At 47.9% G+C, this 25,573-nt stretch carries 22 protein-coding genes and 1 other RNA gene; 5 read left to right on the top strand and 18 right to left on the bottom strand.

Going from position 1 to position 25,573, the window contains the following annotated elements:
- Positions 1–72 precede the first annotated feature (72 nt).
- Positions 73–786: a hypothetical protein gene (locus SCIP_RS03915; RefSeq protein ID WP_006293221.1), complete on the bottom strand. Its 714-nt coding sequence runs from the start codon at positions 784–786 to the stop codon at positions 73–75.
- Between the two features lie 242 nt (positions 787–1,028).
- Between SCIP_RS03915 and SCIP_RS03920 the strand changes: the two genes are divergently transcribed.
- Positions 1,029–2,207 (top strand): polyprenyl synthetase family protein, encoded by a 1,179-nt coding sequence (locus tag SCIP_RS03920; RefSeq protein ID WP_006293222.1) that lies wholly within the window; start codon positions 1,029–1,031, stop codon positions 2,205–2,207.
- A 108-nt stretch (positions 2,208–2,315) separates the two neighbouring features.
- Complete coding sequence (locus SCIP_RS03925; protein ID WP_048349348.1) at positions 2,316–4,439, top strand: Stk1 family PASTA domain-containing Ser/Thr kinase; 2,124 nt, start codon at positions 2,316–2,318, stop codon at positions 4,437–4,439.
- A 72-nt stretch (positions 4,440–4,511) separates the two neighbouring features.
- Here the strand turns inward: SCIP_RS03925 and SCIP_RS03930 are convergent, their stop codons facing one another.
- Positions 4,512–5,267 (bottom strand): lysophospholipid acyltransferase family protein, encoded by a 756-nt coding sequence (locus tag SCIP_RS03930; RefSeq protein WP_006293225.1) that lies wholly within the window; start codon positions 5,265–5,267, stop codon positions 4,512–4,514.
- A gap of 90 nt (positions 5,268–5,357) precedes the next feature.
- Here SCIP_RS03930 and SCIP_RS03935 point away from each other — a divergent pair, with 90 nt between their 5' ends.
- Positions 5,358–5,840, top strand: a complete 483-nt coding sequence (locus tag SCIP_RS03935) for a hypothetical protein (protein ID WP_040591135.1) — start codon at positions 5,358–5,360, stop codon at positions 5,838–5,840.
- Positions 5,841–5,868: 28 nt separating this feature from the next.
- Here SCIP_RS03935 and SCIP_RS03940 read toward each other — a convergent pair whose 3' ends face one another.
- The 7 genes from SCIP_RS03940 to hpf form a co-directional block, all read right to left on the bottom strand.
- On the bottom strand, positions 5,869–6,153 hold the full coding sequence (locus SCIP_RS03940; RefSeq protein WP_040590623.1) for a hypothetical protein: 285 nt from the start codon (positions 6,151–6,153) through the stop codon (positions 5,869–5,871).
- A 10-nt stretch (positions 6,154–6,163) separates the two neighbouring features.
- Positions 6,164–6,562, bottom strand: a complete 399-nt coding sequence (locus SCIP_RS03945) for a hypothetical protein (RefSeq protein ID WP_006293228.1) — start codon at positions 6,560–6,562, stop codon at positions 6,164–6,166.
- Positions 6,563–6,619: 57 nt separating this feature from the next.
- Positions 6,620–7,864 (bottom strand): alpha/beta hydrolase family protein, encoded by a 1,245-nt coding sequence (locus tag SCIP_RS03950; RefSeq protein WP_006293231.1) that lies wholly within the window; start codon positions 7,862–7,864, stop codon positions 6,620–6,622.
- Positions 7,865–7,946: 82 nt separating this feature from the next.
- On the bottom strand, positions 7,947–8,429 hold the full coding sequence (locus tag SCIP_RS03955) for a DUF1310 family protein (RefSeq protein ID WP_231851916.1): 483 nt from the start codon (positions 8,427–8,429) through the stop codon (positions 7,947–7,949).
- A 279-nt stretch (positions 8,430–8,708) separates the two neighbouring features.
- On the bottom strand, positions 8,709–9,656 hold the full coding sequence (locus SCIP_RS03960; RefSeq protein WP_006293233.1) for an ROK family glucokinase: 948 nt from the start codon (positions 9,654–9,656) through the stop codon (positions 8,709–8,711).
- A 15-nt stretch (positions 9,657–9,671) separates the two neighbouring features.
- A complete protein-coding gene (gene secA, locus SCIP_RS03965; RefSeq protein ID WP_231287981.1) occupies positions 9,672–12,536 on the bottom strand; it encodes a preprotein translocase subunit SecA in 2,865 nt (954 codons plus the stop codon).
- 320 nt (positions 12,537–12,856) lie between these two features.
- Positions 12,857–13,531 (bottom strand): ribosome hibernation-promoting factor, HPF/YfiA family, encoded by a 675-nt coding sequence (gene hpf, locus SCIP_RS03970; protein WP_006293235.1) that lies wholly within the window; start codon positions 13,529–13,531, stop codon positions 12,857–12,859.
- Between the two features lie 244 nt (positions 13,532–13,775).
- On the opposite strand from hpf, the gene rnpB reads away from it, so the two are divergent.
- An RNA gene (gene rnpB / locus SCIP_RS07620) (RNase P RNA component class A) lies at positions 13,776–14,178 on the top strand.
- A gap of 31 nt (positions 14,179–14,209) precedes the next feature.
- Here the strand turns inward: rnpB and SCIP_RS03975 are convergent.
- From SCIP_RS03975 to miaB, 9 genes are all read right to left on the bottom strand, one after another.
- Positions 14,210–14,833, bottom strand: coding sequence for a regulatory protein RecX (locus SCIP_RS03975; protein WP_231287983.1), 624 nt, complete (start codon positions 14,831–14,833; stop codon positions 14,210–14,212).
- 236 nt (positions 14,834–15,069) lie between these two features.
- Positions 15,070–16,176 carry a recombinase RecA gene (recA, locus tag SCIP_RS03980; RefSeq protein ID WP_006293237.1) on the bottom strand — a complete coding sequence of 369 codons (1,107 nt, stop codon included), beginning with the start codon at positions 16,174–16,176 and terminating at the stop codon, positions 15,070–15,072.
- Positions 16,177–16,349: 173 nt separating this feature from the next.
- Positions 16,350–16,586 carry a DUF3046 domain-containing protein gene (locus SCIP_RS03985; RefSeq protein WP_040591140.1) on the bottom strand — a complete coding sequence of 79 codons (237 nt, stop codon included), beginning with the start codon at positions 16,584–16,586 and terminating at the stop codon, positions 16,350–16,352.
- A 237-nt stretch (positions 16,587–16,823) separates the two neighbouring features.
- Entirely contained in the window at positions 16,824–17,390 is a 567-nt protein-coding gene (locus SCIP_RS03990; RefSeq protein WP_048349266.1) for a helix-turn-helix domain-containing protein, read from the bottom strand.
- Positions 17,391–17,557: 167 nt separating this feature from the next.
- Positions 17,558–18,250 (bottom strand): CinA family protein, encoded by a 693-nt coding sequence (locus tag SCIP_RS03995; protein ID WP_006293240.1) that lies wholly within the window; start codon positions 18,248–18,250, stop codon positions 17,558–17,560.
- A 57-nt stretch (positions 18,251–18,307) separates the two neighbouring features.
- Positions 18,308–18,931, bottom strand: coding sequence for a CDP-diacylglycerol--glycerol-3-phosphate 3-phosphatidyltransferase (gene pgsA, locus SCIP_RS04000; RefSeq protein WP_040590626.1), 624 nt, complete (start codon positions 18,929–18,931; stop codon positions 18,308–18,310).
- Positions 18,932–18,995: 64 nt separating this feature from the next.
- On the bottom strand, positions 18,996–22,016 hold the full coding sequence (locus SCIP_RS04005) for a DNA translocase FtsK (RefSeq protein WP_040590628.1): 3,021 nt from the start codon (positions 22,014–22,016) through the stop codon (positions 18,996–18,998).
- Between the two features lie 64 nt (positions 22,017–22,080).
- Complete coding sequence (gene miaA, locus SCIP_RS04010; RefSeq protein ID WP_040590629.1) at positions 22,081–23,079, bottom strand: tRNA (adenosine(37)-N6)-dimethylallyltransferase MiaA; 999 nt, start codon at positions 23,077–23,079, stop codon at positions 22,081–22,083.
- Positions 23,080–23,110: 31 nt separating this feature from the next.
- Positions 23,111–24,577 carry a tRNA (N6-isopentenyl adenosine(37)-C2)-methylthiotransferase MiaB gene (gene miaB / locus SCIP_RS04015; RefSeq protein ID WP_040590632.1) on the bottom strand — a complete coding sequence of 489 codons (1,467 nt, stop codon included), beginning with the start codon at positions 24,575–24,577 and terminating at the stop codon, positions 23,111–23,113.
- 141 nt (positions 24,578–24,718) lie between these two features.
- On the opposite strand from miaB, the gene SCIP_RS04020 reads away from it, so the two are divergent.
- Positions 24,719–25,549 (top strand): GTP pyrophosphokinase, encoded by an 831-nt coding sequence (locus tag SCIP_RS04020; protein ID WP_006293246.1) that lies wholly within the window; start codon positions 24,719–24,721, stop codon positions 25,547–25,549.
- Positions 25,550–25,573: the final 24 nt, after the last annotated feature.

Raw genomic sequence — 25,573 nt, forward strand, 5'->3', positions numbered from 1 at the left:
GCAACTACTACGCAATAATGAACCATATAAGAGGGACAATTATTCCGCATTTGTCAATCCCCTCCCGTTTCCTCAGCCTTTTTCTCTATTTTCCTCCTGCTGGTCTCTTTCTTCTCTCCCTTTTTCTCTCTCTCGTTCTTTTCGCCACCAGGCAGGCATGGCTCCCCACGAGACAGCATGATTCATGATAGAAGCAAGATTACAGTCAGGATCAATCTCCAGACTGCTATATGAATATTCCAGTGATAATTCAGGCTCACCCATCCACCAAGCAATATAAGCAAGTGCGGAAAAAAGAACACTTCTGTACACGGTATAAGAATCAGGAAGTGCATCCGGCCACTGTTTCATCAGAGTATACATTCTCATTGTCTGCTTGCGCCTGCGAGGAACATAGGGGTTATTAAAGGCAGGATCAAGTGATAAACAGACCAATTCAGCACTTTTCTCTTGAAAAGGTTCACAACCCAACATGACAACCTCGTCGGGAGTCAGTTTATTGACTATGGCGCAAATAATAGCATCTCTAATACTGAGTGTCTCTCCCATACCAACAATCAGGGCAAGAACATCACTCACTGTTAAAGACTTTGGAGAAGTATCAAAAAGGGAACCTTCCTCCTCCATAAAGGTCAGAAGATGAATCAGGGGCTGGCTGAACCACTTTTTGTCGCTCGCAGCGATCCCTTCCTGTCGACGATCCTGGCGCAGAGAGGTGACAAGGGAGCGAATTGCCTTATCAGTACAGATCCTCCTCACCTGTTGGTTAAATTCTTCTATTTCCATACTGTCCTCTTTTCTAACAATGCTGGTCTGTATTGGTGCAGTCACAGTATCCCTTTCTTTTCACGGATCACATCATGATCCAGCCTGGAGTTGGAACGGAATTATTCTTAGTATGCATGCACAGCGTGGGAGGAGAGAAGATTTTTTCTCAATGTGGTCGAATGTGGAAAACACGCCGAAACTTTTCCACATACCACATACCTCAGGAGACCTTTGTGGGACCAGTCTCGTAAACTGGCAGGGTGAATAGCCTGTCATTTTCTAAAGAGGATATTGATAGTCGTCTGCTTGAACTCGTAAAAGAATCACCGGCAGAAGGATTACCCATCAGTCAAGCTGATGCAGATACCCGTCCCTCCCTCCCTCCATATGTAGATGCTGTGCGAGAACAAGCTGTACGCTCTTGCCAGGGAGGAAAACGGCTACGAGCCCAGCTCCTGGGTGCTGTGGCACAGGCCTGTGGATTATCAGCTGATCTTATGCCCTCTGCCCTGGATCTAGCCTGTGCACTGGAAATTTTTCAAACAGCTGCACTGGTTCACGATGACATTATTGATGATTCTGACACTCGGCGCGGTGCTCCTTCAGCTCACAGGGCTTTGGCCAACGAAACTGGTCCAGAGGAGAACCTAGAGAAGAACTCAGAGAATAATTCGGAGGAAAAAAATCATATAGGAATTGGCCTGGGCATTATGCTGGGAGATATTCTGGCAACTCTCAGCGTTGATGTTGCCCATCGATCTTCCCGCCAGTTTCCGCAGTCCTATGCCTTGCTCGAAGCCTTCCTGGATATGCACCGGCAGGTGGAAAAAGGCCAGATCATGGATCTGGCGATGGAATCGCTTCCTCTGACCGATCCTGACCTGATCGAAGATCAGGCCAAGCAGACTTACTGGTGGAAAACATCCAGCTATACAACAATTGCACCCTTACGACTTGCTCTGATAGCATGTGGTTACGATCCTCACACCGCCTCCTCCATCGCTCATCAGGTGGGTACTCCCTTGGGCCTGGCCTTCCAGCTTAATGACGATGTTATTGATATAATCTCCCTTACCTCAGGTAAACCTTTAGGCGGAGATATTATAGAAGGCAAAAGAACTGTGCTCTTGGCGGATACTCTGCGCTCCTGCAGCCAAGAACAGAAAACCCTTCTTCTTCGCATCTACTCCAGTGGCCGACCACAGCCAGATGCCGTTCAGGATGTTATCTCTCTCATGCAGTCCTGTGGCGCTATAGACAAATCTCGGCACCGCATTGCCCTTTTGAACCATCAGGCAAAGAGCATACTGATCAGGCAGTTAGAGGCAGCAGAAGAGGAAGGCCAAAGAGGAAGAGAATTCCATCACGGTTTTTCCCCTGATGCAGAAGATATGAATCACCTTTTGCAGATCATGGATTCTTTTTGTTCCACGGTATGAGAGGCATAAAGTTTAGATTTTATCGCTCCACCTATGAATTATTATGTGAATTATTATGAATTATGAATAAGGGGCAGGAATTCAAAGGGAAGCCGTAGGATAATGCATATGAATGAAATAACGGGCATGGCTGATAATACCGTCATCGACGGCCGCTATCGCATTGTCCGCAGAATTGCAGACGGAGGCATGGCGACAGTCTATCAGGCTGTTGACAATCGCCTGAATCGCACCGTGGCGCTGAAAATTATGCATGCTCAGCTGGCACAAGGCCCTCACGCCGAAGAATACATTCAGCGTTTCCAACGGGAAGCTCAGTCTGCGGCCTCTGTTTCTAATTCACATATCGTTCCTGTCTATGATACCGGTACCTTTCAGAATCGCAGTTATCTGGTGATGGAATTGATTGATGGGGTAACCCTCCGCCAGAAAATACAGGAAAATGGTACCTTCAGTATTGGCTGGTCCCTTGAAATCTTGAGCCAGGTTCTTGATGGATTGGCTGCTGCCCATGCACATCAGGTAATACATCGTGATATTAAGCCAGAAAATATTATGATCTCCAGGCAAGGTATTGTGAAGATTACCGATTTCGGCTTAGCCAAAGCAACCTCTCAGGAGACCCTGTCTAGTACCGGAATGTTGCTGGGAACAGCCTCTTATTTAGCACCGGAGACTATTGAAAACAACTACTCCAGTCCACAAAGCGACCTTTATGCTGTAGGAATCATGGGCTGGGAAATGATTATGGGAACGGTTCCCTTTGTCTCTTCCAATCCCGTTACCGTCGTTTTCAAGCATGTCCATGATGATGTCCCTCCTTTAGATAAGGTCAACCCTTCAGTTCCCCGGCAATTCAGCTCCTTCATTGCCCATCTGACAGAACGAGATCCTGCCCACCGGCCGGCAAATGGTCAGGAGGCGTTGACAGCCTTAAAGGACATGCGCGCCAGTCTGACTGCCGACGAAATTAACCTGCGGATCAGGCCTTCTGACTACCAAAGCCGTATCACCAAGCCGGTCAAGCAAACCAGCAAACAGACAGACGGATTCTCTAGCATGGGGGCAAGGAGTCATAGTCCAGAAGCTGCTGCAAACTACTCTGTGCCCCAATCTCTATCTGACCCTACAGCCATTGTCCATGTAAAAAAAACCATCAGTGCCGACAGGATTGCCGCTACCAGTCAGGTTACTGCTGAGAAAACGGAGAAAAGAAGATCAGCATCCAAGAAGAAACGGTTCTCTGGACGCCTCAGGATTTCAGGTGCCCTTGTGTTGGTCTTGGCACTGGCTGCCCTTATTCTCTGGTGGTTTTTATCAGGACCTGGAAGCTATTACACCCTCCCCCTGTCTCAGGATGCCACCTGCACCAATAATGCGGAGTCATCCAGCCAAACCTGTTCCATAGTAGGCAGTAAGTTCAGCGATTACCGAACAATTCTCAACGATTCCGGTATCCCGTATACAGTCGCTTACCAGTACAGCGATACGGTCGCCAAGGGGAAAATTATTTCCGGAACACCTCATACTGTGGGGGATCATATCTCCAAACGCCATGGAACTGTTCACTTGGTTGTCTCTCGCGGTGTTCATATGATCACTATTCCAGCCGATATTATTAACCCTCACTCAAAGAATGGGAAAAATCCTATAAAAACGCTAAAATCCCTGGGGTTTGACTCCATTTCACATAACTTGTCTGATGACCAGTACTCCGCTACCGTTCCTAAAGGTGGTTTGATTTACATAAATCCCTCTGCAGGAAAGCGAATCAGCCATAACACCCGAATTCGCCTAATCCTATCCTTGGGGCCAAAACCAGTCGCTATGCCAGATATCGTGGGTGAAGAATGGGCCAAGGCCAAAGCCATGCTGGCAGAAGCCAGGTTGAAGGTAACGGTTGTTCAGGTGTATTCATCGACAGTTAAAAAAGGCGTGGTCATTAAGGCAAGTTTGAAGGCAGGGGCCCAAATTCACTGGAATGACACAGTAACGGTGACTCTTTCCAAGGGTCCGGAAACTCTTACTGTTCCCGATGTAGTCGGAATGGATGTGGATAAGGCGAAGTCCTTATTGAAATCCAAGGGATTTACCGTGAAAGAAAAGAATACTTTAGGACTGGGAACCACTGTGATTGATCAGTCTCTCAAAGCTGGATCCCGGGTCAAAGCGGCAGATGACAATGGCAATCCCCCCACTATAGTCCTGACCGTTTCTCTCTTTTCCTGGTAGCTGTTCGATAACCCTCAAAGAATCAGGAGAGAACTATAGAGAGAAAAACTTATATAAGTCCATGCTGAAAAATCAGTCAGTCTCTCTTTCTTGGGTATAGGTTTCCTCGGCTACCTTCCGGGCTCGGTCAGCCGCCTCCTGAGCCTTCTGGGCCTCCAGGCGTTTCTTGACTACTTGAGCATATTCATCCACGTACTCCTGACCAGTAATTTTTTGAATTTCCTCAGTAATCTTATTGGCAAAATTCCGAATTTCATCATGGGTAAGCTCATGCCCATCCGGATTAACCGGAGGGTACAAGGGACGGCCATAAATCACCATGCAGGTACCGCGCGAGGGAATAGCCTGGCCGATGGCCATGAGCTTATCTGTATCAAAAAGACCGGTTGGTATAACCGGACAGCCGGTCTCCAGAGCCAGCCGGGCTGCACCTGTATGAGCTTTATACAATTTCCCATCAGGACTTCTAGTGCCTTCGGGATGTATGCCAAAAATATGCCCCTGATCGAGCACTTTTTTAGCAGTATTCATTGCCTGAGCGGCAGCTTTACCTCCAGACCGGTCTACCGGGAAAACGCCGACAGAAGTGAACCACCATTTTTTGAAGGCTCCCTTAATCCCCTTACCGGTGAAATATTCGCTCTTTCCCATGTAGTGGACCATGCGGGGGGATGTGATAGGAATGATGGCATCATCCAAAACTGACAAATGATTAGCTGCTATGATTGCTGGTCCCTGAGCAGGTATATTTGACAGCCCCTTAACTGTGGGTGAAAAACGATGTCTGGCCCATGTTCCCAGTGTCTTGACAAAGAACCAATACAGCATGCATAACTCCCTTGAGCCATCAAATGTGATCTATCGAACACATGTCAGCAATTGACGGCCCCTATCGCCATCAACTATTACAGTATAGATATGACCGATAACAAAACCGATGCCAGGCATGATGATTCCGCAGCTTCTTCTGATGATTCCTGGAAGACCTTTGCCCGGGAGCACCAGGATGAGCTGAACAACCTTGAACAGTCGAAAGACGCCAGGAAGTTTGAGAAGCACATCAAGAAAGCTCAAAAAGCGCAGAAAGCACAGGGCGGTTTTTCCTCTTCTGATTTTAAAAACAATGTTTTTATTGCAGGTAATCCTCACGGCCCCAGGACCTACTCGACATCCTGGTTCGATGCTGATGAAGCGGATTCGCACTTTACTCCGCCTCACTTTTCTTCCCCACTTTCTCTTTCCGCTATCATCGGTTTGATTCTCGGGGCTGCGGCAGTAGTTCTCCTGATTCTATCTCTAAATATGCCATCAGCCAGCAGCTTGTTGGCGACCCTTAGCGCCATCTGTGTTCTTTTAAGTCTGGGACTGATTGTTAATTCAGTCAGATCTTCCCGCAGATAATTGACGCTCAGAAAATCTGACGGAATGATTATTCGCTGATGTGAGGAATCTCTTTCTCCTCATCCATAAATTCTTTTTCTGCAGCATCCGAATATTTTCCGGAAGATGCAGAAGCAAAACGGTGAAGGACAGACTTGACATTTTTATCAGCATTATGCACCATTTCTTCTATCTCCTGACGAAGCTTAGGCTTGCTTTCTGCCAGGGCAGTACCGAGAATAGAGCGAATATTCCCTCGAACAAGATTTTTTTCAATGGCGAGCTGGTCGAGAGATTGGTCTGTATTACTCCCTGGACTGATCATCTTCTGCATAATATTCTCCTTAGTCCCTGTTTCTTGCTTCCAGTTCACTATAATAAATTCGAGCATTATGAATATCATTCATAATGTGGTTATAAGCAGCGGATAGTTGTTCTGACTGTTTTGCCAGCTCGTCTCTGTACATACTTACCGTATTCAAGGTCCGTATCATAATCTCCTGAGAAGCTGAGGGATGAGCAGCAGCAAGGCCACGTCCTTCTTCTTCAAGAGCATCGAGAAAATTATTGTCATGAGCCAGCCTCTGACTCATGACTTCTTTAAACAAATCTGCCATTTGCTGAACATGAGTCATATGGCTGACATAATTATTACAGTACGGGCATGAGTCAAAACCCATTCTCTGTTTCACAGGAAGCTGGATCCATTGATTAATCTCAGTCATTGCCATTTCAGAAACCAAAACTCACCTCATAATCTTCCGGACTTTTCTGTCAGAATGCGTTACACATCTCAGGATTCACAAAGTATCCCAGTGCCTAAACTGTGCAACTAACCGCTTATCTTTCTCCAGTAAACGGTTCACTCCTCGATTTATTCTCTCTCCGGTACTGCTCATCCGTTTATGTATGGCAGATGCTTGATGCTGACAAGCCACCAGAGACTCTGTTGTTTGCTTAATGTATCTCTGCTTGGAATACCCTTCCTGAGTTGCAATGTCTACTATGTCACCATGTGATAGGTGCAGCGCTGACAAGTTAGCGATATCAGATATGGTACGGTTCCACAAATCTTCTGCACTCTGAGCCCATCGTTCTCTTGTTGCTTTTAATTCGTATTCGAACCGGTCCATTTGCTCATCACAAGCACGGACTATAACCACAACTTGCTGATAATCAAGGTATATGGTCTGTGAGCTAGTCAAGTGTTTTCCTGTTTTAGTCCACCGTGAGTGTAAACGACTGACCCTGTCCATCGATTGCTGATATATACTGTCAATAGTTTTCTGTTCCATAACTACAGAACCATCATTAGTCCATTTGTACCCACCCCACATATGTTGATCACTAATATGTTTAAAGGGATCGATCCTCCACTGAAATCTTGAATCAACATGGTATATTTTTCCTACCATTCCCATCCGTGAAGCTCCGAAAGGGACTACATCTTTACTATCAACATACTGACGGACTCTATCCCCGTATCTGCTCGCACGGTTCCTCTCCTTCTTATTCAGTAGGAAACTAATGTTTGGTCCCTCGTACAGCCAAGCTCCCCTCACCCGGGCTGCTTCCTCCTTATTCAAAGCAGCCAAAGCATACTGTCCATCCATAGACCCCAAGGAATGACCATACATCTCCAGACGATACTGAGGATACTGCCGCAGCACCCTCTTAGCCAAACGAGCAGCAGCAACCAACTGAGGCGTAGGGCGAGGCCTCTGTGGAGGCGGGAACTTGGGACTAGGCTCTACACCTCCTACACCTTTCATCTGCTGTCCACCAGTAGGATTAAGAAAACTGTAGAATAGAGGCCAGTCATTGTCAGCCCAATCCTTGCCTGTTATCCAACTTCCCTGGGATCCTTGATAGATAATACGGAGAGTTTTCGTCCTGTCATCCTTTAACACTACCGCATCCAAACCCGACGGATCATCACCCTTCACATTATCCCGGCCACGAACAACCTTGACTACTGTGCCAATGTACTGATCTTTATGGGTGCCTTTAATCGTAATATCATTTGGCTGTGACCGAGTGCCCACGTGCCAAACTTTTTCCCATATCCCTCTTTAGTAATGAGCATTCGATCTTTATCAGTAAACTGCGGTTCCGTCATCGCAACTCCTACTCATCCTTTTTCTGCGTGTTGTTTTCTGGCGGGAACTCATTCGGGTGAGCCTTCTTATACTTACTTGCCCAGTCATAATCATAAATCTGCTTGCCATAGCGAGCTAACCGCCGTGCAGACAACTTTCCAGAAATCGCGTGTCCGTCGCTTTCTAAAGGACCATACCCACCACCATAGTCATAACGATCCATATTAAAACTTACCGTCTGCTTCTCATCATGATTAATAATCACATAATAATCAATACCACCCATAGGATTATGCTCAATAGACGAGTCCACAATCTCATAGGTTTGAATAACACCTTTATCAGTCAAAGCATGAGGATCCAACTCACGAAAATCCTCCTCCATAACCTTCCGACACTCCCGTGAATGAACAATAGCAACCATCTGCTGCCGAAAATCAGCAGCCTCACACTCCCTATACACACGAACCGCAAGAACGAGGCTCACCATCAAGCCTACTGCAGCAAACACAACAGAAATAATTTTTATCCACAATAAGATCAGTTTATGACTATGCACTGCTGCTGCCACCCCCCTAAAATACACAAACCCCCATACTCTTCTTGAAATAATCTCATATAAATAATCTCATATACGGTTATTCATATATGGTTACTAACAAAAAGAGTACGGGCGCTATTCAGCTAATCATTGAATCATTGCAAAAGTTTGTGTTCGCTGTAATCCATCGTCAGCTGTGGGTTATCACCGTTGGGTATCACTGTGGATTGGCATTGGTCATCTATCCATCTAGCGTAAAGCCAGATTTGCAGCTCCGATCAAACCTGCATCCTGACCGGCTGTTGCCGGAACAATGTCAGCATGGGACCGGTAGGCACTAGCCTGGAGGAAACGCTTGTAAGCAGCGCGAGCAGGGTCCAGGAGAATATCGCCAACGGCAACCACTCCCCCTCCAATCACATAAATATCAGGGTCCAGCACAGCTGAGATGGAAGCCATAGTCCGCCCCAGCCACTCTCCAATCTTGTTGAAAGCATAGAGTCCAAGAGCATCGCCCTCTTTAGCAGCCTGAGACACCATTTTGCCTCTCAGCTCGTCAATATCGCCATTGCAGAGCTCAAGCAGCCGTTTGGCATCTTCAGGGCGGCGGCGGATAGCAGACCGGGCGAAGCGCTCCAAAGCATTGCCTGAGGTATAGCGCTCAGCGCATCCCCTGAGGCCGCATCCGCAAAAATCACCGTCGGGAACCATGGGGATATGCCCCAGCTCGGCAGCCATTCCGAAAGATCCGCGGTAGAGTTGGCCGTTAAGCACAATTGCACCGCCCAAACCAGTACCGACAGTCAAAGCAACCATGTTGGTGTGCCCCTGGCCAGCACCATGAACATATTCACCCCAACCGGCACAGTTAGCATCATTTTCCACAATAACCGGAACTTCTCTGTCGATCAGATCTTCAATATGGCCCGACAGATCATATTCAATCCAAGCAGGAATATTGGCAGAGAAGGTAACAGTCCGCCTATCTTCCTTGATATTCCCTGCAGCCGAAATTCCAATGGCGGCAATATCAGAATAACTTTTCTTGGCTTCGGCGTAAGTGGCAGCAATATGCTTGTCAATATCTTCAGCCTCTTTAGGGGTAGGAATTGTCCATGATCTGATAATGGAATCATCTTCATCGCAGATCCCAATGGCAATCTTTGTTCCGCCTATATCTACTGCCATAGTATGCATGCTGGTACGCTCCTTTCAGGCTTCATTCTTCCCGTGACACATCTTGTACTTCCGTCCTGACCCGCAGGGGCAGGGAGCATTCTTGGGTGTTCCGGGGAAAGTTCTTCCGTCAGCCCACGGGGTCTTGAGCTCGTTGCTCTTGGGCCTCTTGGATACGGGGACTTTCTGTTCCTCATGAGACAGAGGGGCCATACCGGTAACAGAGCCTTCATAGCTCTTGCTTCGGCTTCCCTCTTCTTCATCTTCAGCAGACGCTTCCCTTTCTTTCTCTGTCTGCTTTGCTGACAAATCAGACTCGTCAAGCTCGGACCCATCCGATTCGGTGGAATCCGGATCTACGGGGGATGAATATTCGAAATCTTCCTGGTCAGCATCCCCCTCTTGCTCTTCAGCCTCCTGGGCGGCCAAGACAGCTTTCAAATCAAGATTGAAGAGAAGCTGGAGGGTTTCTTCCTTAATGGAATCCACCATAGAGTTATACATCTGATAGCCCTCACGCTGATATTCCACCAAAGGATCACGCTGGCCCATGCCTCGCAGACCAATACCATCCTTGAGGTAATCCATCTCATACAGATGTTCGCGCCACTTGCGATCCATAGTAGCCAAAACTACCCTACGCTCAATTTCTCGCATATTGTCCTGGCCAACCAGATCTTCACGCTGATCATAATCATCTTTAATATCAGAATAGATAAGATCAACAAGCTTCTTGCGGGCCTTGTCTCCCTTAAGCTTGACAATCTGGTCTTCAATCTCATCGGTATCAAAATCAATAGGAACAATACTTTTTATTGCATTCCAAAGGCCTTCATAATCCCATTGAGCTACCTTGTCGCCGCCGCGGGACGCCCCGCGAACGTAAGATTCAACCACTGACCTGATGAAGTCCTGGATGTCGCCTGCAATATCAGCTCCCTTGAGAACTTCCATCCTCTCCTTATAAACAACGGTACGCTGCTTATTCATGACATCGTCATATTTCAGCACGTTTTTACGCATCTCGTAGTTGCGGGCTTCCACTGACTTCTGTGCATTGCGCACTCCCTTGGAGATACTTTTTTGCTCCAGAGGCTCACCTTCAGGCATATTATTACGCATAACTGCAGCAACCAGCTGAGTATTGAACAGGCGCATCAAATTGTCTTCCAGAGACAGGTAAAAACGGGATTCGCCTGGATCTCCCTGACGACCGGAGCGGCCACGGAGCTGATTATCAATTCTGCGGGACTCATGGCGCTCTGTACCCAGAACGTATAAGCCACCCAGCTCAACTACTTCCTCATGTTCTTCCTTAACCTGATCCTTAACCTGATCCAGGGTCTTGCCCCACAGACGCTCATATTCTTCCGGAGTGTCCTCAGCAGAATAGCCCTGAGATTTAAGCTTTTGGTCTGCCAGGAATTCCACGTTCCCGCCCAACATAATATCGGTACCACGACCTGCCATGTTAGTAGCCACAGTCACAGCTCCCTTGCGGCCAGCTACAGCAACAACAGCTGCTTCAGCTTCATGGTGCTTGGCGTTAAGTACCTTGTGAGGAATCTTGGCAACATCAAGCAGGGAGGAAACAACTTCTGATGATTCTACAGAAGCAGTACCCAGCAGGACAGGCTGTCCCTTAGCATACCGATCGGCCACATCCTTAACAATGGCAACCAGCTTTTCCTTCCGAGTACGGAAAATCAGGTCATCCTGATCCTTGCGAATCATGGGACGATTGGTAGGAACAGGAATGACACCCAGCTTGTAGGTGTTCATAAATTCTGCGGCTTCTGTTTCTGCAGTACCAGTCATACCAGCAAGCTTGTCATACATGCGGAAATAGTTCTGCAAGGTAATGGTAGCAAAAGTTTGATTTTCTGCCTGGACTTCCACACCTTCTTTCGCTTCAATAGCCTGATGCAGGCCTTCATTGTAGCGACGGCCATGAAGCATGCGACCCGTGTGTTCATCGACGATCAGAACTTCTCCACCCTGGACAACATAATCCTTATCACGCAGGAAGAGTTCCTTAGCTTTGATGGCATTGTTCAAGTATCCTATCAAAGCTGTATTGCTGGGTTCATAAAGATTATCAATACCTAGATAATCTTCCACTTTAGTGATACCAGGATCCAGGATGCCGACGGTCTTTTTCTTTTCATCGACTTCATAGTCCACGTCCCGCTCTAGTTTGGGGGCCAACTTAGCAAACTGCCGGTACCAGCGAGTAACATCCCCCTCGGACGGGCCAGAAATAATCAGAGGAGTCCTGGCTTCATCAATTAGAATAGAATCAACCTCATCCACAATGGCATAATGATGGCCGCGCTGAACTAGTTCGCTCTTATCCCATGCCATGTTGTCACGCAGATAATCGAAACCAAATTCATTGTTGGTTCCATAGGTGATGTCAGCATTATATTGCTTGCGGCGCTCTGCCGGCTGTTGTTCAGTAATAATACAGCCTGTTTCCATGTTCAGGAAGCGGAAAATACGACCCATGAGCTCAGACTGATAGCTGGCCAGGTAGTCGTTCACGGTCACTACATGTACGCCTTTGCCTTCCAAGGCGTTAAGGTAAGCCGGAAGTGTTGCAACCAGGGTCTTGCCTTCACCGGTCTTCATCTCAGCAATATTGCCCCAATGCAGTGCGGCACCGCCCATCAGCTGAACATCAAAGTGCCTTTGCCCTAGTGTTCTCTTGGAAACTTCACGAACGGTGGCGAAAGCCTCAGGCATAATGTCATCAAGTTTTGCACCATTGTCGATTTTCTGCTTAAATTTAGCCGTCTGACCTTTCAATTCATCATCAGTCAGGGCAGAAATCTCGTCTTCTAACTTATTTGTAGCATCAGCAACGTTTTTCAGCTTGCGCAGCTGCTGACCTTCGCCCATACGTAGTGCTCTATCAAGTAATGACACTGCATGCTCCTTGTGCATAGTTTACGGACTCACACTTGTCCAGACAGTGAATCCGCTACAGACAAACTTTTATTATAGTACCCAATCGCTCTGATATTTTATGATTGACCGAGTGATAAGAGACTGCATTCTTTTTGACTTCACGATTAGTTTTCCTTTTCGCTCTCTCTTAGTTCTCTTTTAGCTCTCTTTTATACTGATAGTACCAGCAGCGTCGTCACATAAAAAACCGTGGCTTCGTTCCAGTTGAGGTAAACAGGCGAAACCACGGCAGCCATATGAAAGCTTATTATTTAGTTCTTTTTCCCGACGTTCTCAGGAGTATCAATTTCAAATACACCATAGCTCCATCCATGGCGGTGATAGACCACGGAAGGCCGATGAGTATCAATATTAACGAAAAGGAAAAAGTCGTGACCGATCAGTTCCATCTGATTGATAGCATCATCAATAGTCATGGGTTCAGCAATATGGAGCTTACGCCGAATGGTAACTGGAGTATCTCCCACACGAACTTCTACGGATTCGCCAGGACCCAACTCTCCCGCTACTGCTTCGTCGGTGCTGTTGCTGCTTTCCTGCTCATCTTCAGGTTCTGCTTCCGACTCCTCTGGAAGAAGGACTGGCCCCAGATCTACAGGAACTGCTTCGTTATAGCCGCGGCGATGATCCTTGCGTCGATCTCTGGACCTACGAAGACGCAGGGTCAGCTTATCCAGAGCAAGATCCAGAGCGCTGTATTCGTCACTGCTGGAAGCCTCAGCCCGGATGACAGTTCGCCCGGCATATACGGTAATTTCTACACGTTTTGCTGTATCCGCCTGGCGAGGATTGCCTTCATGGGTAATAACCACGGTGGCGCGCTGTGCATCAGGTGCAATTGCGGTCACACGATTCATCTTGCTTTCAATAACATCCCGGAATTTCTGCGAAATCTGACTTCGCCTTCCTGTTACTGCAATTTCCATGTGAACCTCCTCAGGTTGGGAGCGGTTGTCCCGCTTATTGGTAACGGTAACGACATCGCTGTCGTTATTTTTATACTAGCTCATTTTCTTGGAAAGAACTTAACGTGTCGCATAAACATTATGATAATTGTAAGATTTTTGTCTTTCCTCTCTCGTTGTGATTGCTTTCTCCCACACGGATTCTCACCCTGATTTTCACGATTTTCATAGTTCACATGGTTCCCCTCTCCTGCTATGGTTGCTGTGAGACCTCTTGATGGTCGCGGCATTATACAAGGTATAATGCTGAGGAACTTCCGGGCTCCACAGAGCACGATGGCGGATAACGTCCGCCCAGGGCAACCTGAGAGATAGCGCAACAGAAAGCAAACCGCTGTCTTGTTCTCCTTTCCACCGAGTGTGGGAACTGCTGAAAGCAGGGAGGAAGACAGGATAGTAAGGGTGAAACGGCGGTGTAAGAGACCACCAAGTCGATGGCAACATTAGACTGTTAGGCAAGCCTCATCGGGAGCAAGGCCAAGTAGGAGACGATAAGAGCTGCTCGTTCGAGTCTCCGGGTAGGCTGCTGGAGCCTAGCGGCAACGTTAGGTCGAGATGGATGACCATCCGTTTAACGACAGAACCCGGGGTATAAGAGGTCTCACTTTTTTAGTCTCCTTTAGTATCCGTCAATCTCCTTTAGTCTCCGTCGAATTGTGAGACGCGTGAGAATCGTGAGTTATGCGAATCGTCAGATGTTAGTGAAGCAAGGTCGTCTGTCATATTATCTGTTCCAGACACATAAGAAGAATATCGTTTAATAGCTTCCAGATTATGGCCTTTTCTGGCTCCTGCTGACCAAAAGCGCCGTAACCTGACTTTTCTGTCCAATCCGCGAGTCTTCTTGGCAATTTTAACTGCAAGTTCCTGCAAGGCCTGATCGAATAAACCATCCTGCCGAGCCTGCTCCAGGCAGGTATCGATGAGCCCTTGCCCGACTTTTTTCTTCAGCAGCTCCCTTCGGGTACCAAACTCTCCTAATTGTCTGCTCAGACAGTAATGAACCATAGCTTTGGCATACGTCTCGTCGTCTATGAGCTGAGAGTCAGTAAGTCTGTCAATCACCCGATCAACAGTGTGTTCTTCAAATCCCTTATCAATCAGACGTTGGCGCAAAGCTCCAGAAGAACGGGGAGCCGCATCCAATAAACGCAGAGCAGCTTCCTGGCAGCGATTCTCTTCAGCAGGGCGAAGAAGGTTTGATTCCGGCGATTTCATCCGGCTGGCTCTAGAATCAGTACTATTCCACTCTTCTGAAGTCACACTGCTTGCATTTGTACCCGCTGCATATTTATCACTGTTCTGGACGGCCGCAGTATCACTACCTGTCTGTAGTTCTTCTGAGATTGATTTTGCTGAGTCAGAATCTGAGCCTGACTCAGGCAACGGCGGATCTGGAGGATTCTGCTGTGGCAGTTGTGAAAGAAATTCTTCAGCCGAAATCATGAGCACTCACATAGCAAGATGAAGAAGATGATTCTGGTGATTCAGCCAAATATCTAGGCCTTATCCGTGCTGATATTGTCAGAAGAAGCCCCCTTTTGTTCACTATCAGTATTTTTTTCCTCCTGAGCAGCATTGGGATCGGGAATTAAACCGTAGGCAACCTTAATTTTAGTCTCTAGCTCAGTTTCCAACTCCGGATTATCTTTAAGGAATTGACGAACTCGCTCACGGCCTTGACCAAGCTGATCACCATCGTAGGTAAACCAGGATCCAGATTTCTTGATAATCCCCGTACTCAAAGCCATATCAATAATCGAACCTTCGCGGGAAACGCCCTCTCCGTAAAGAATATCGAATTCTGCTGATTTAAAGGGCGGAGCCATCTTATTCTTGACAACCTTCACTCGGGTCCTGTTACCTATCGCCTCATCTCCGTTTTTGAGAGTTTGAACACGTCGAATATCCAGACGAACAGAGGCATAGAACTTCAGGGCCTTACCACCTGTGGTTGTTTCCGGATTGCCAAACATAACACCAATTTTTTCGCGGAGCTGGTTGATGAAAACAGCGGTAGTATGTGACTGAGACAGGGCTCCAGTCATCTTACGCAGAGCCTGGCTCATTAGCCGAGCCTGCAAGCCAACATGGTTGTCACCCATCTCCCCGTCTATTTCAGCCTTAGGAACCAAAGCAGCAACGGAATCTATGACAATAATGTCCAAAGCCCCGGAACGAATCAGCATATCAGCAATCTCCAGGGCCTGTTCTCCGTTATCAGGCTGCGAAATTATAAGGGAATCAGTGTCGACCCCTAAATTCCGGGCATATTCAGGATCAAGAGCATGCTCTGCATCAATAAAAGCAGCTACTCCCCCGTTGCGCTGAGCATTCGCAACTGCATGCAGGGCAATGGTTGTCTTACCTGATGACTCAGGTCCAAAAATCTCAACAATTCTGCCCCGAGGAAGCCCTCCAATGCCCAAAGCCATATCGAGTGCAAGGGAACCTGTAGGGATAACCTCAACATGGGTAACGGGTTTGTCACCCAGCCGCATAGCAGACCCTTTGCCGAAAGCTTTCTCGACCTGCGCCAGTGCAGTGTTCAAGGCTGCTTGCCTCTGAGCATCCTGCGCTTTTGCCGCATCCTTTGTACGTGCCATTTGTTCTCCTAACGTGAGTGTGCCTTACCTAATATACCTGTTCCTGAGTGATTTTAGGTCCCCAAAAAAACAATGTGGTCAAATGTGGATAACACACCGCATGGTGGGCTTCTTTTTTTGTTATCTTCATATTACAATAGAGTTCGAACAAATGTTCGATTCCAACACGCTTATTATGAATCAGCCGGAAGAGGAGGCGCATTATGATTCTTGCCCCATCTCTGCGAATCGGGGATATCCATTTGGTCGCAGAGCACATTCCATACCACCCGCGGCTCCACCCCAGAGTCCAGCGCCTCATACACGGTCTGCGAAGACAATTTCACCAGCCTTTGGTCAGCCGCTATACTTCTGCCGTACACACGGCCAAACACTTCTTCCAGCAGCTCCCAAAACTCACGTTCCCGCATCGACATAATGCTCAGCTCACACCCTTTAAGAGACAATATGTATCATCTAACCTGACACTTAGGCCAGTGTGCACCTTTTCAAGTTTATCCTGTCTAACCTATAATTCACTCGGGCGGTTACACAAAGCCTGTGCAGAGAAAAGCCCTGTTAATCAATTTATGAACAGAAAAAGGGCCTGCCGACAGACACATCACCAGTTTCTATCAACAGACCCAGGGACACGAAAGCAAGCTTTCTTACACAAGATTCACAGGTGGACCGACAACCTGCCCTGCTGCTGTCATAGCCTTATCTTCCGCGATTTTCAGCTCTTCTGCCACCATCATCAGCATGTCAGAGAGGCGAACCCCCAATGCTTCGGTGATGGATGTCAGCAGATCAGAGCTAGCCTCTTTCTGACCGCGCTCTACTTCTGACAGGTACCCCAAAGAAACACCGGCTTTTTCGCTGATTTCCCTGAGAGTCTTATGGTCTTTTGTTCTCAGAGATCTGAGGATTCCACCCTGTACCTTGCGCAAGGATACATCAGAGTCTCCGCTTCGGTTTTTAGACGCCTTCTGATTAGGTGTATACATATCATCGTCACTTTCCGAATTAGCCCACATCCGGTGAAGGGTGTTCTCCCTTTCATCCTTAGCTGCGCGGGCCTGACGGGCTTTAATAATCTGCTGCTGAGCCAACTCTACCGCCCTGCGCTGAGCCGGGGTAAGATTCTTGTTGATTGCTTCGGTATTCCTCACAGCCATGGCTGGGGTTTGTCGAGTACCAGTTGGATGTACAAGCTGAATAGTTGTTTGCGCCATGGTTATTCCTCATTTCATTTCTTAGTTATCAGATGGATTACCAAGCACAACACATAAACCATTCTTTTATTCCAAGAGCTCAAATCTATGTGATGCAGGTAACAGAAAATACGAAAGTATGGGAGACTGTGTCTACGAACTTATTCATCCTGTTGAGAATCGACTGTTCAGAATCGTGCAAGCTGATTTCCGGCTTTTTCACGCCCGGAAAGCTGATCAAGGACCAGTCTCAGAACAGCAGAAACAGTTTGTTCCCGAACCTGTTGTCTGTCACCCTGGCATCGGAGTTCTCTTATGTAAGAAGCAGATACCCAGGCACGGGATCTCAGCGAATCCTCATACTGAATCTCAGAGCGACGGCTGCCAAACTTGTCAGACTCATCAGACATAGGTTCAATACCAGGTTTGCTGTGATTTGGACCATAAGGCAGGGCACAGGCAATGTAAACCAAGCCTGCTGGCTTATCTCCGTCCGGCCCAGGGCCAGCAACACCAGTTGTCGATAGCCCTATCACCTTATTGGAAAATCGCTTATCAGCAGCAGAATAGAGTCTGCTTGCTCCATGAGCCATTTGCCTGGCAACCTGGGGATGTACTGCTCCATAGGTATCCAACAAGGCCTTATCGACGCCTAGGATGGATTCCTTTTCCTCATTTGTGTAAGTTACTGCCGAACCCAAAAAAACATCGGAAGCACCGGAAATGCGAACAAAGGCATCAGAAAGCAGTCCGGCAGTCAAAGACTCTGCACAGGCCAGGAATAATCCTCGCTTCCTGCACAAATCAAGAATCTGGGCTGCTTCCCTATCGCGCTCGTCTTGATCTGATTCTATGGGAGTTTGTTGTTCTGGCTGATTCATTCTTACACCTCACCAACTGAGAAAAGAAGCAGAAACTACTCTGACAGCCTTACCTATTTACCGGCGAGCCTTCACAACTGAGCGAACATACATATAACCGGAATATAGGCACAGGACCAGGGCTATCAGTACCACCACCAGAGAAACGGCAAGATAAACCTTCACCCATCCAGCCTCTAGGCCAGTTTTAGACCAAACAGGGACCAAAAGCATACCTAAACCTACACATTCGGAGACAGTCTTATATTTCCCTGCCTGATTGGCAGCAATAACTTTGCCCCCCTGATCTATCACAAAGAAACGCATGACAGTAATGCCAATCTCCCTAATCAGGAAGAGGATAGTCACCCACCACCAGAGTTCGCCAAAAATAGAAAGGAGAACTAGTGCAGAGCAAATAAGAAGCTTATCAGCAATCGGATCCATCAACTTGCCCAGTTCTGTGACCTGATTATATTTCCTGGCCAAATATCCGTCCAGCTTATCGGTGCTGGCAGCAAAGATAAACAAAAGGGCAGCAATCCAGCGTTTCGTGTAGGACCCAGTTCCAAAGGGGCCGGCCTGAGCGGTAAGGATAATAAAGATAATAACCAGAATAATCCGAATATAGGTAACGATATTCGGGGCACTGTTCCATCCATCGAAGAGCGATTTTTTGGCAGAGCTATCGTTGTTCTTCATTTCCAGTCTTCCGTGAGTTTCGGAGTTTTCTACCAGATAAGACTAATCCTAACGGGCGTCAAAATTACTCCCGCGAGTAATACTTGCCATAATCATTATCAGATTGGACTGTTTCATTATCCACATGAGGCGGTGTGTTGAAATCATTGAGTTTCAGATTTTTTACTGCTTCTGCAGAAGGATAGTATGCTTCGGAATTTTCAGGAGGCTGATAGGCACCGCTAGAAGATGCCTGAGATGCCTGATCTGCAGAGTTTGGTGTCCGACCGGCAAAATTTTCCCGACCAAGCTGATTAGATCTCTCATCCGACACGTCACCAGAACTAGATTCTGCCTTCGGCTTAGGTTCTGTTTGCACCTCTTGACCTGGTTCTGAAGGGGAATTTGAGCCTGCAGCAGAAGCCGATTCTATTTGGGAAGCATCACCCCGGATAAAGGCCAAAACTTGACTTAACTGGTCAGGTTGAACAAGAACTTCCCGGGCTTTGGATCCTTCAGAGGGTCCAACAACTCCCCGTGATTCCAGCAGATCCATCAGACGGCCTGCCTTAGCAAAGCCAATCCTCAGCTTTCGCTGGAGCATTGATGTAGAGCCAAACTGAGCGCTAACAACCAGCTCTGCAGCCTGCAGAAGCTCATCCATATCATCTCCGATTTCTTCGTCGATGGCTTTCTTGGTATCCTGCTGCTCGGCCATCTGTTCAATATCCTGACGATATTTGGGCTTGCGCTGAGTCTTGACAAACTCAACAGCCTGATGAATTTCAGATTCCCCTACCCATGATCCCTGAACACGGATCGGCTTTGCCTGCCCCATGGGCAGGAAGAGAGCATCTCCCTGACCTATCAGAGTTTCAGCACCTGTGGCATCAAGAATGACTCGGGAATCAGTTGCTGAAGAAGTTGCAAAAGCCAGACGGGAAGGAATATTCGCCTTAATCAAACCAGTTACCACATCAACCGAAGGTCTCTGTGTTGCCAGGATCAGGTGAATGCCTGCGGCACGGGCCAGCTGAGTGATCCGCTGAATAGAGCTTTCAACATCATTTTTGGCGACCATCATCATGTCTGCCATTTCATCAACAACAACGAGTAAGTAAGGATAAGGGGCTACTTTTCTACCCGACCCAGCTGGAGCGTGGACTTTCCCTTCGCGAACCGCCTTATTAAAATCCTTCACATGCTTAAAACCAAAATACTGCAGATCATCATAACGGGCATCCATCTCTTTGACGACCCATTCCAAAGCCTGAGCAGCCCGCTTGGGATCGGTGATAATTGGAGTAAGCAGATGAGGAATGCCAGCGTAAGCAGTCAGTTCCACCCTCTTGGGATCTACCATAATAAGGCGGACTTGTTCCGGAGTTGCCCTCATAACAATCGACATCAGCATGGAATTGATGAAACTCGATTTACCGGAACCGGTGGCACCAGCAACCAACAGATGAGGCATTTTGGTCAAGTCGGCTGTAATGACGTGGCCTTCCACATCCTTACCCAGACCAGCCATCATGGGGTTGGGGTCCTTTTGGGCAACATCAGATCTCAGAACGTCACCTAGATGAACTATTTCACGGTCAGCATTGGGAATTTCAATACCAATAGCAGATTTTCCTGGAATGGGGGAAAGAATGCGGACGTCCGAGCTGGCGACAGCGTAAGCAATATTTCTCTGAAGATTGGTAACCTTCTCAACCTTAACTCCTGGCCCCAGTTCCACCTCATACTGAGTCACAGAAGGACCACGAAGGAAACCGATTACGCGGGCATCCACCCCAAACTGCCGGAAGGTTGCCTGCAGAGAGGCCATAACACGCTCATTTTCTGGAGTTTTTGTAGCATGAGGCTTACCGCGAACCAGCATATCCAAAGAAGGAAGTTTATAAGGCTGCTCCTGCCCTGGGAGGCTGCGGCCATCATCTTCCACTGTAAATTCCTGACTGTCTGACCCAGCCTTGTTGGCTGCCGCTGAGGAAGAAGATAAGGGAGAAGCAGACGAAGCGGTCGGAATAGCAAGAGTAGCCTGGCTACCCTGTGGCCTGTACCCGTGAGCAGAATCAGAACCTGCAGCTGGCATAGCCATAGTACCAGTTTCGTCGTGAGTTTCCATAAGCCGGGTTACACCGTCTTCTGAATCTTCCAGCTTGTGAGCCTGGTCAAATGCAGTATCGCCTTCATACTCATCTAATCCCTGATCCCTGCTTTTTTTGCGGAAAAATCCCAGAAAACGGTTCATCAGCTTAGGTTTGGATGATTCCTGATCATCTCCACCATCATGAGCAGGAACCCCATCAGCAAAGTGCATAGTGCTGTCACCAACTTGCACCTCCTGGGGGAAGTCCTCTTCTGAATCCGCCTGGTGAGCAGAGGAAGTCATATGCAGAAGCTGTGGTATTTCAGTCAAATGGGTCCTGGAAATCAGTAAGAGCGAAAAAAGCCCTATGACCACAAAAACAATAACGGCAAAAGGAATAGACAAGCCCCAGGATAAAGGAGAACCGAGAGCAAAACCAAACAGACCACCTGATTTCTGAATGGAATCCCACTCAAAATGATGCAGGGGGGCAGACTTCACGGCATCAATGATGGAACATATGGTCCACATAAGAAGGAACCAACCGGAAACTACCCGGGCATTGTCGTACTCAGATTTCTCCCCCACGTTGATTAGGAGTCTGAAGGCAATAAGCAGGAGCAAAATAGGCAGGGCTACACTCATCAGACCAAACAGACTGGAAGCAAAGATATGCAGTGCTTTGGCGAAGACTCCCTGAACCCTAAACCACTCACTGGCAATAAAAAGAATGGCAAAAATCACCAATATGAAGCAAAGCCCATCCCGGCTTGCTTCATTATCATCAGTTCCAACCCCGGTCACTGACCGCAGCAGATTCCCCAAGGACCGGGGTATAAAAAGAAGGGCCTTGTGCCACCAGGATTCTTCCTGTCTACCAGTCGACTTGTTCCCTGCTGATGCAGACCCGCTTCGTGCAGGGGTCCGCTGCGAAGACCGTTCGGTGGATCGCTTCTGATTCCCGGAATCCAGGTCTCCGGGTCTGCGTGATGATGAATTTCCTCTTGCCATAACGTACACAAGGATAACGAATTTTCAGGCAGGTAGCTCTCACTTTATGGTGAATTCCACAAAATTAACGAATCTGACCCAAATGATGCTGAACATAATCATCGGCTCCGGCATCAAAATCATCAAACGCACCGGAATCAGCCTGATGGATAAGAGCCAGAGCAGCCTGAAGCAAATCCGGATCCACGGCATTCAGCCAGTGGACACGCGGATCTCGGCCAAACCAACCCATCTGACGGCGGGCCAGCCGTTTGGTCTTCTGAGCGATGTCAGCATAGGCCTCATCTTCGCTTATCTTCCCATTAAGGTAGTCGCTAATTTGCTGGTAACCCAGAGCCCGTGCTGCAGTAGGCCCTAGACGGGGACGAATATTCCTCACCTCGCGGCTGAATCCCGCCTCCCGCATTATGTGGGTTCTCTGATCAATTCTTTGATCCAGATCAGACCGATCGAGGTCCAAACCAATCTGCAAAGAAGGAATGAGATAACGATAGTGAGGAAGGGTCGCCGAATAGGGTTTCCCCGTCAGCTCAATAACTTCCAAGGCTCGTATGGTTCGGCGTATATTGCGAGGATCCATATGTGACGCTGCCAGGGGATCCTTCTCTTTCAGCTGGTGGAAAAGAGCGTCTGCGCCAATGTCTTCTCCCCTCTTTTCCAGCTGACGGCGGATCTGACTGTCAGTTCCGGGGAAAGAAATATCATCGATGGCAGCCCGGGCATACAAACCAGACCCGCCAACAAGAATTGGTCGTATTCCTTTTTCCTGCAAATCATAAATGCAGGAGCGGGCCAAACCCTGAAAACGTGCTACAGTCATGGTGTCTTCGGGGTCAATAATATCAATCAAATAATGAGGAACCAGCGACCTGTCTTCATCCGTTGCCTTGGCGGTCCCAATATCCATTCCCCGATACATCTGATAGGGATCAGTATTGATGATCCTGGCTTCACCTCCTGCGGCAGTGAGAGCCTGAGCAATTTTGACTGCCAAACTGGTCTTGCCGGAAGCAGTAGGGCCCAGGATGGATACGACCTTCATGCGATTGGTAGGCACAGCCATCACTTCACCTTCTTTTTAGCGAAAGAGAGAATTAATGGTGAACCTTGTAAACCTGGCCGGCTTCTGGCTGGGGGTCTGCCAAAAGATAGTGTCTGGAGGAATCCGTCACTGTGCAGTCAACGAAATCTCCGGTCTGAGGAATTTCCTGACCAGCGGGGACTCCAATATGAACCAGAGCACCTGTCCTTTCCCGGCCGGTAACCCTGTGAGTATTGGAATCTTTTCGTCCCTGCCCTGTCACCAGAACCTCGACTGTGCGTCCAAGGAACTTCTGCATTTCCTGAGCAGTAATCGTTTCCTGCATATCATGCAGCCTGGTATACCTATCGCGCATAACTTCAGGAGGAATTTGCTCCATCAAAGCAGCGGGAGTGCCCGGCCTGGGAGAATACTCAAAAGTATAGGCACTGGAAAAACGGATTTGCCTGAGCAGATCCATGGTCTGCTGGAAATCATCTTCTGTTTCTCCCGGGAATCCCACAATGATATCGGTTGTAATCTGCGCATCAGGCATGGCAGCCCTCACCTTATCTATAATTCCTTTGAACCGCGAAACCCTGTAGGAACGCCGCATAGCCCTAAGAATTCGGTCAGACCCTGACTGCAAAGGCATATGGAGCTGATGCATCACATTATCGGTTTCTGCCATGGCTTCAATTACATCATCCGTGAAGGCAGCCGGGTGCGGAGAAGTAAAACGAACCCTTTTCAAACCATCAATTTTTCCACAGGCACGCAAGAGCTTAGAAAAAGCATAGCGATCTCCAGTCGAATACCCATAAGAATTAACGTTCTGCCCCAGTAAGGTAATTTCCTTGGCCCCGGCATCTACACAGCGCTGAATTTCATCTAAGATGTCACCAGGGCGTCGGTCCCTTTCCTTACCCCTGACCGAGGGAACAATGCAAAACGTGCAGGTGTTATTGCATCCTACAGAAATCGCGACCCAGGAGGAAACTCGGGAAGCCCTGGCGGCCGGCAGCTGGCTGGGGAAATAATCCAGATCGGTTGCCACCTGGACCTGGCTGCGATTCTCCAAACGAGCTTTCTTCAGTAAACCGGTCAATGAGCCAATGTTCTTTGTCCCAAAGACAGCATCAACCCAAGGGGCTCTCTGCACAATCCTACGCCTGTCTTTCTGGGCCATGCAGCCACCCACAGCAATCTGCAGGCCGGGGCGTTCCCTTTTTAGCTCTGCCCACTGGCCTAAGGTCCCGTACATGCGGTTGGATGCGTTCTCTCTAACAGCACAAGTATTCATAACAATTAGATCAAGATCATTATTCTCGATCTGCCGCCTGGTGGCTTTCACATATCCATCAGCTTCCAGAACGCCCGCAATCCGTTCAGAATCGTGAACATTCATCTGACAGCCAAGGGTATGCACATAATATACTCCCCTGCCGCGGCCGGTTTCCTGACAATCCCGCGAAAGCTGGCTTTCGTCTTTGTCTGCCAGATTCTGCTTTTCTTCTGCTGTCATCATGTCTTCATTCATACTTGTGATATTAGCGGTATGAGGATAAAGACCTTCACTCGGTGGCGTGTTTCCCCTATCATAGGAGAAGGTAAGCGAAGTACAACAGAATACGTCTCAATAAGACACAAGAAAACTTAAAAGACGTTTTAAAGGGGAACCATGATTCTTGACAATAAGCCGGTATTGAACAGCGCGCAATTAAAGCAGGAATTAGAAAGACTGGCTGCTCAAAATCCCAATTTATATGCAGAAGATGGAGCAGAAGGCACCCTTGATAATCAGGCAAAGAATGTAACAATCCATGATCTGGTTTCCCAAGTAGATCCTAATCATGCTTCTGATCATGCTGAGGCTGGAGGTGCTATCAGGGATCATCTGACCGATTTTATTGATCTCATGCAAGTTTACCGCGGAGCCATGCAGGAAATCAGCACCAAACTAGAAATTCTTGATGATGAATATCACGTCCGCTATGAGCATAACCCTATCCATCACATGGAACGCAGGCTGAAAAGCCCCCAGTCTATCCTGGGAAAGCTGATGAAAAGAGGACTGCCCCTGACAATGGAAGCCTTGCAGAAGAATATCTTTGACATTGCCGGCATCCGGGTTATATGCAACTACATAGATGATGTCTACGCCGTCTCCCGGATGCTCTCTCAGCAGTCCGACATTGAGATTGTAGAGGTAAAGGATTATATTGCCCATCCTAAGCCCAGCGGCTACCGCAGTCTTCACGTTATCTACCGGGTTCCAGTTTTCCTGACTACTGGAGTCAAGACGACCCCTGTGGAAGTTCAATTCAGAACCATTGCGATGGATTACTGGGCTAGTCTGGAACATAAGCTCCGCTATAAGAGCACCCTAAGTACTGACACCATTTCTCAGCATTCTGACACCCTGCAGGACTGCGCACGGACGCTGGCTCAGGTGGAAAAGACCATGCAGGATATTCACCGCGATATTCTTCAAGCTACTGAATCACAATAGCTACTGAATCACAATAAACCAAAA

This window comes from Scardovia inopinata JCM 12537, assembly GCF_001042695.1.
Taxonomy (GTDB): domain Bacteria; phylum Actinomycetota; class Actinomycetes; order Actinomycetales; family Bifidobacteriaceae; genus Scardovia; species Scardovia inopinata.

Bases quoted from the DNA above. Each gene is read 5' to 3' on its own strand.
- SCIP_RS03930 (WP_006293225.1), bottom strand. From the start codon at position 5,267: ATGCTGTATTGGTTCTTTGTCAAGACACTGGGAACATGGGCCAGACAT.
- recA (WP_006293237.1), bottom strand. From the start codon at position 16,176: ATGGCACGTACAAAGGATGCGGCAAAAGCGCAGGATGCTCAGAGGCAA.
- hpf (WP_006293235.1), bottom strand. From the start codon at position 13,531: ATGGAAATTGCAGTAACAGGAAGGCGAAGTCAGATTTCGCAGAAATTC.
- miaA (WP_040590629.1), bottom strand. From the start codon at position 23,079: ATGGCTGTGCCTACCAATCGCATGAAGGTCGTATCCATCCTGGGCCCT.
- SCIP_RS03990 (WP_048349266.1), bottom strand. From the start codon at position 17,390: ATGGCGCAAACAACTATTCAGCTTGTACATCCAACTGGTACTCGACAA.
- secA (WP_231287981.1), bottom strand. From the start codon at position 12,536: ATGGGCGAAGGTCAGCAGCTGCGCAAGCTGAAAAACGTTGCTGATGCT.
- SCIP_RS04005 (WP_040590628.1), bottom strand. From the start codon at position 22,016: ATGGCAAGAGGAAATTCATCATCACGCAGACCCGGAGACCTGGATTCC.
- pgsA (WP_040590626.1), bottom strand. From the start codon at position 18,931: ATGAAGAACAACGATAGCTCTGCCAAAAAATCGCTCTTCGATGGATGG.
- SCIP_RS04020 (WP_006293246.1), top strand. From the start codon at position 24,719: ATGATTCTTGACAATAAGCCGGTATTGAACAGCGCGCAATTAAAGCAG.
- SCIP_RS03995 (WP_006293240.1), bottom strand. From the start codon at position 18,250: ATGAATCAGCCAGAACAACAAACTCCCATAGAATCAGATCAAGACGAG.
- SCIP_RS03935 (WP_040591135.1), top strand. From the start codon at position 5,358: ATGACCGATAACAAAACCGATGCCAGGCATGATGATTCCGCAGCTTCT.
- miaB (WP_040590632.1), bottom strand. From the start codon at position 24,577: ATGAATGAAGACATGATGACAGCAGAAGAAAAGCAGAATCTGGCAGAC.
- SCIP_RS03925 (WP_048349348.1), top strand. From the start codon at position 2,316: ATGAATGAAATAACGGGCATGGCTGATAATACCGTCATCGACGGCCGC.
- SCIP_RS03985 (WP_040591140.1), bottom strand. From the start codon at position 16,586: ATGCGGGAACGTGAGTTTTGGGAGCTGCTGGAAGAAGTGTTTGGCCGT.
- SCIP_RS03915 (WP_006293221.1), bottom strand. From the start codon at position 786: ATGGAAATAGAAGAATTTAACCAACAGGTGAGGAGGATCTGTACTGAT.
- SCIP_RS03940 (WP_040590623.1), bottom strand. From the start codon at position 6,153: ATGCAGAAGATGATCAGTCCAGGGAGTAATACAGACCAATCTCTCGAC.
- SCIP_RS03960 (WP_006293233.1), bottom strand. From the start codon at position 9,656: ATGCATACTATGGCAGTAGATATAGGCGGAACAAAGATTGCCATTGGG.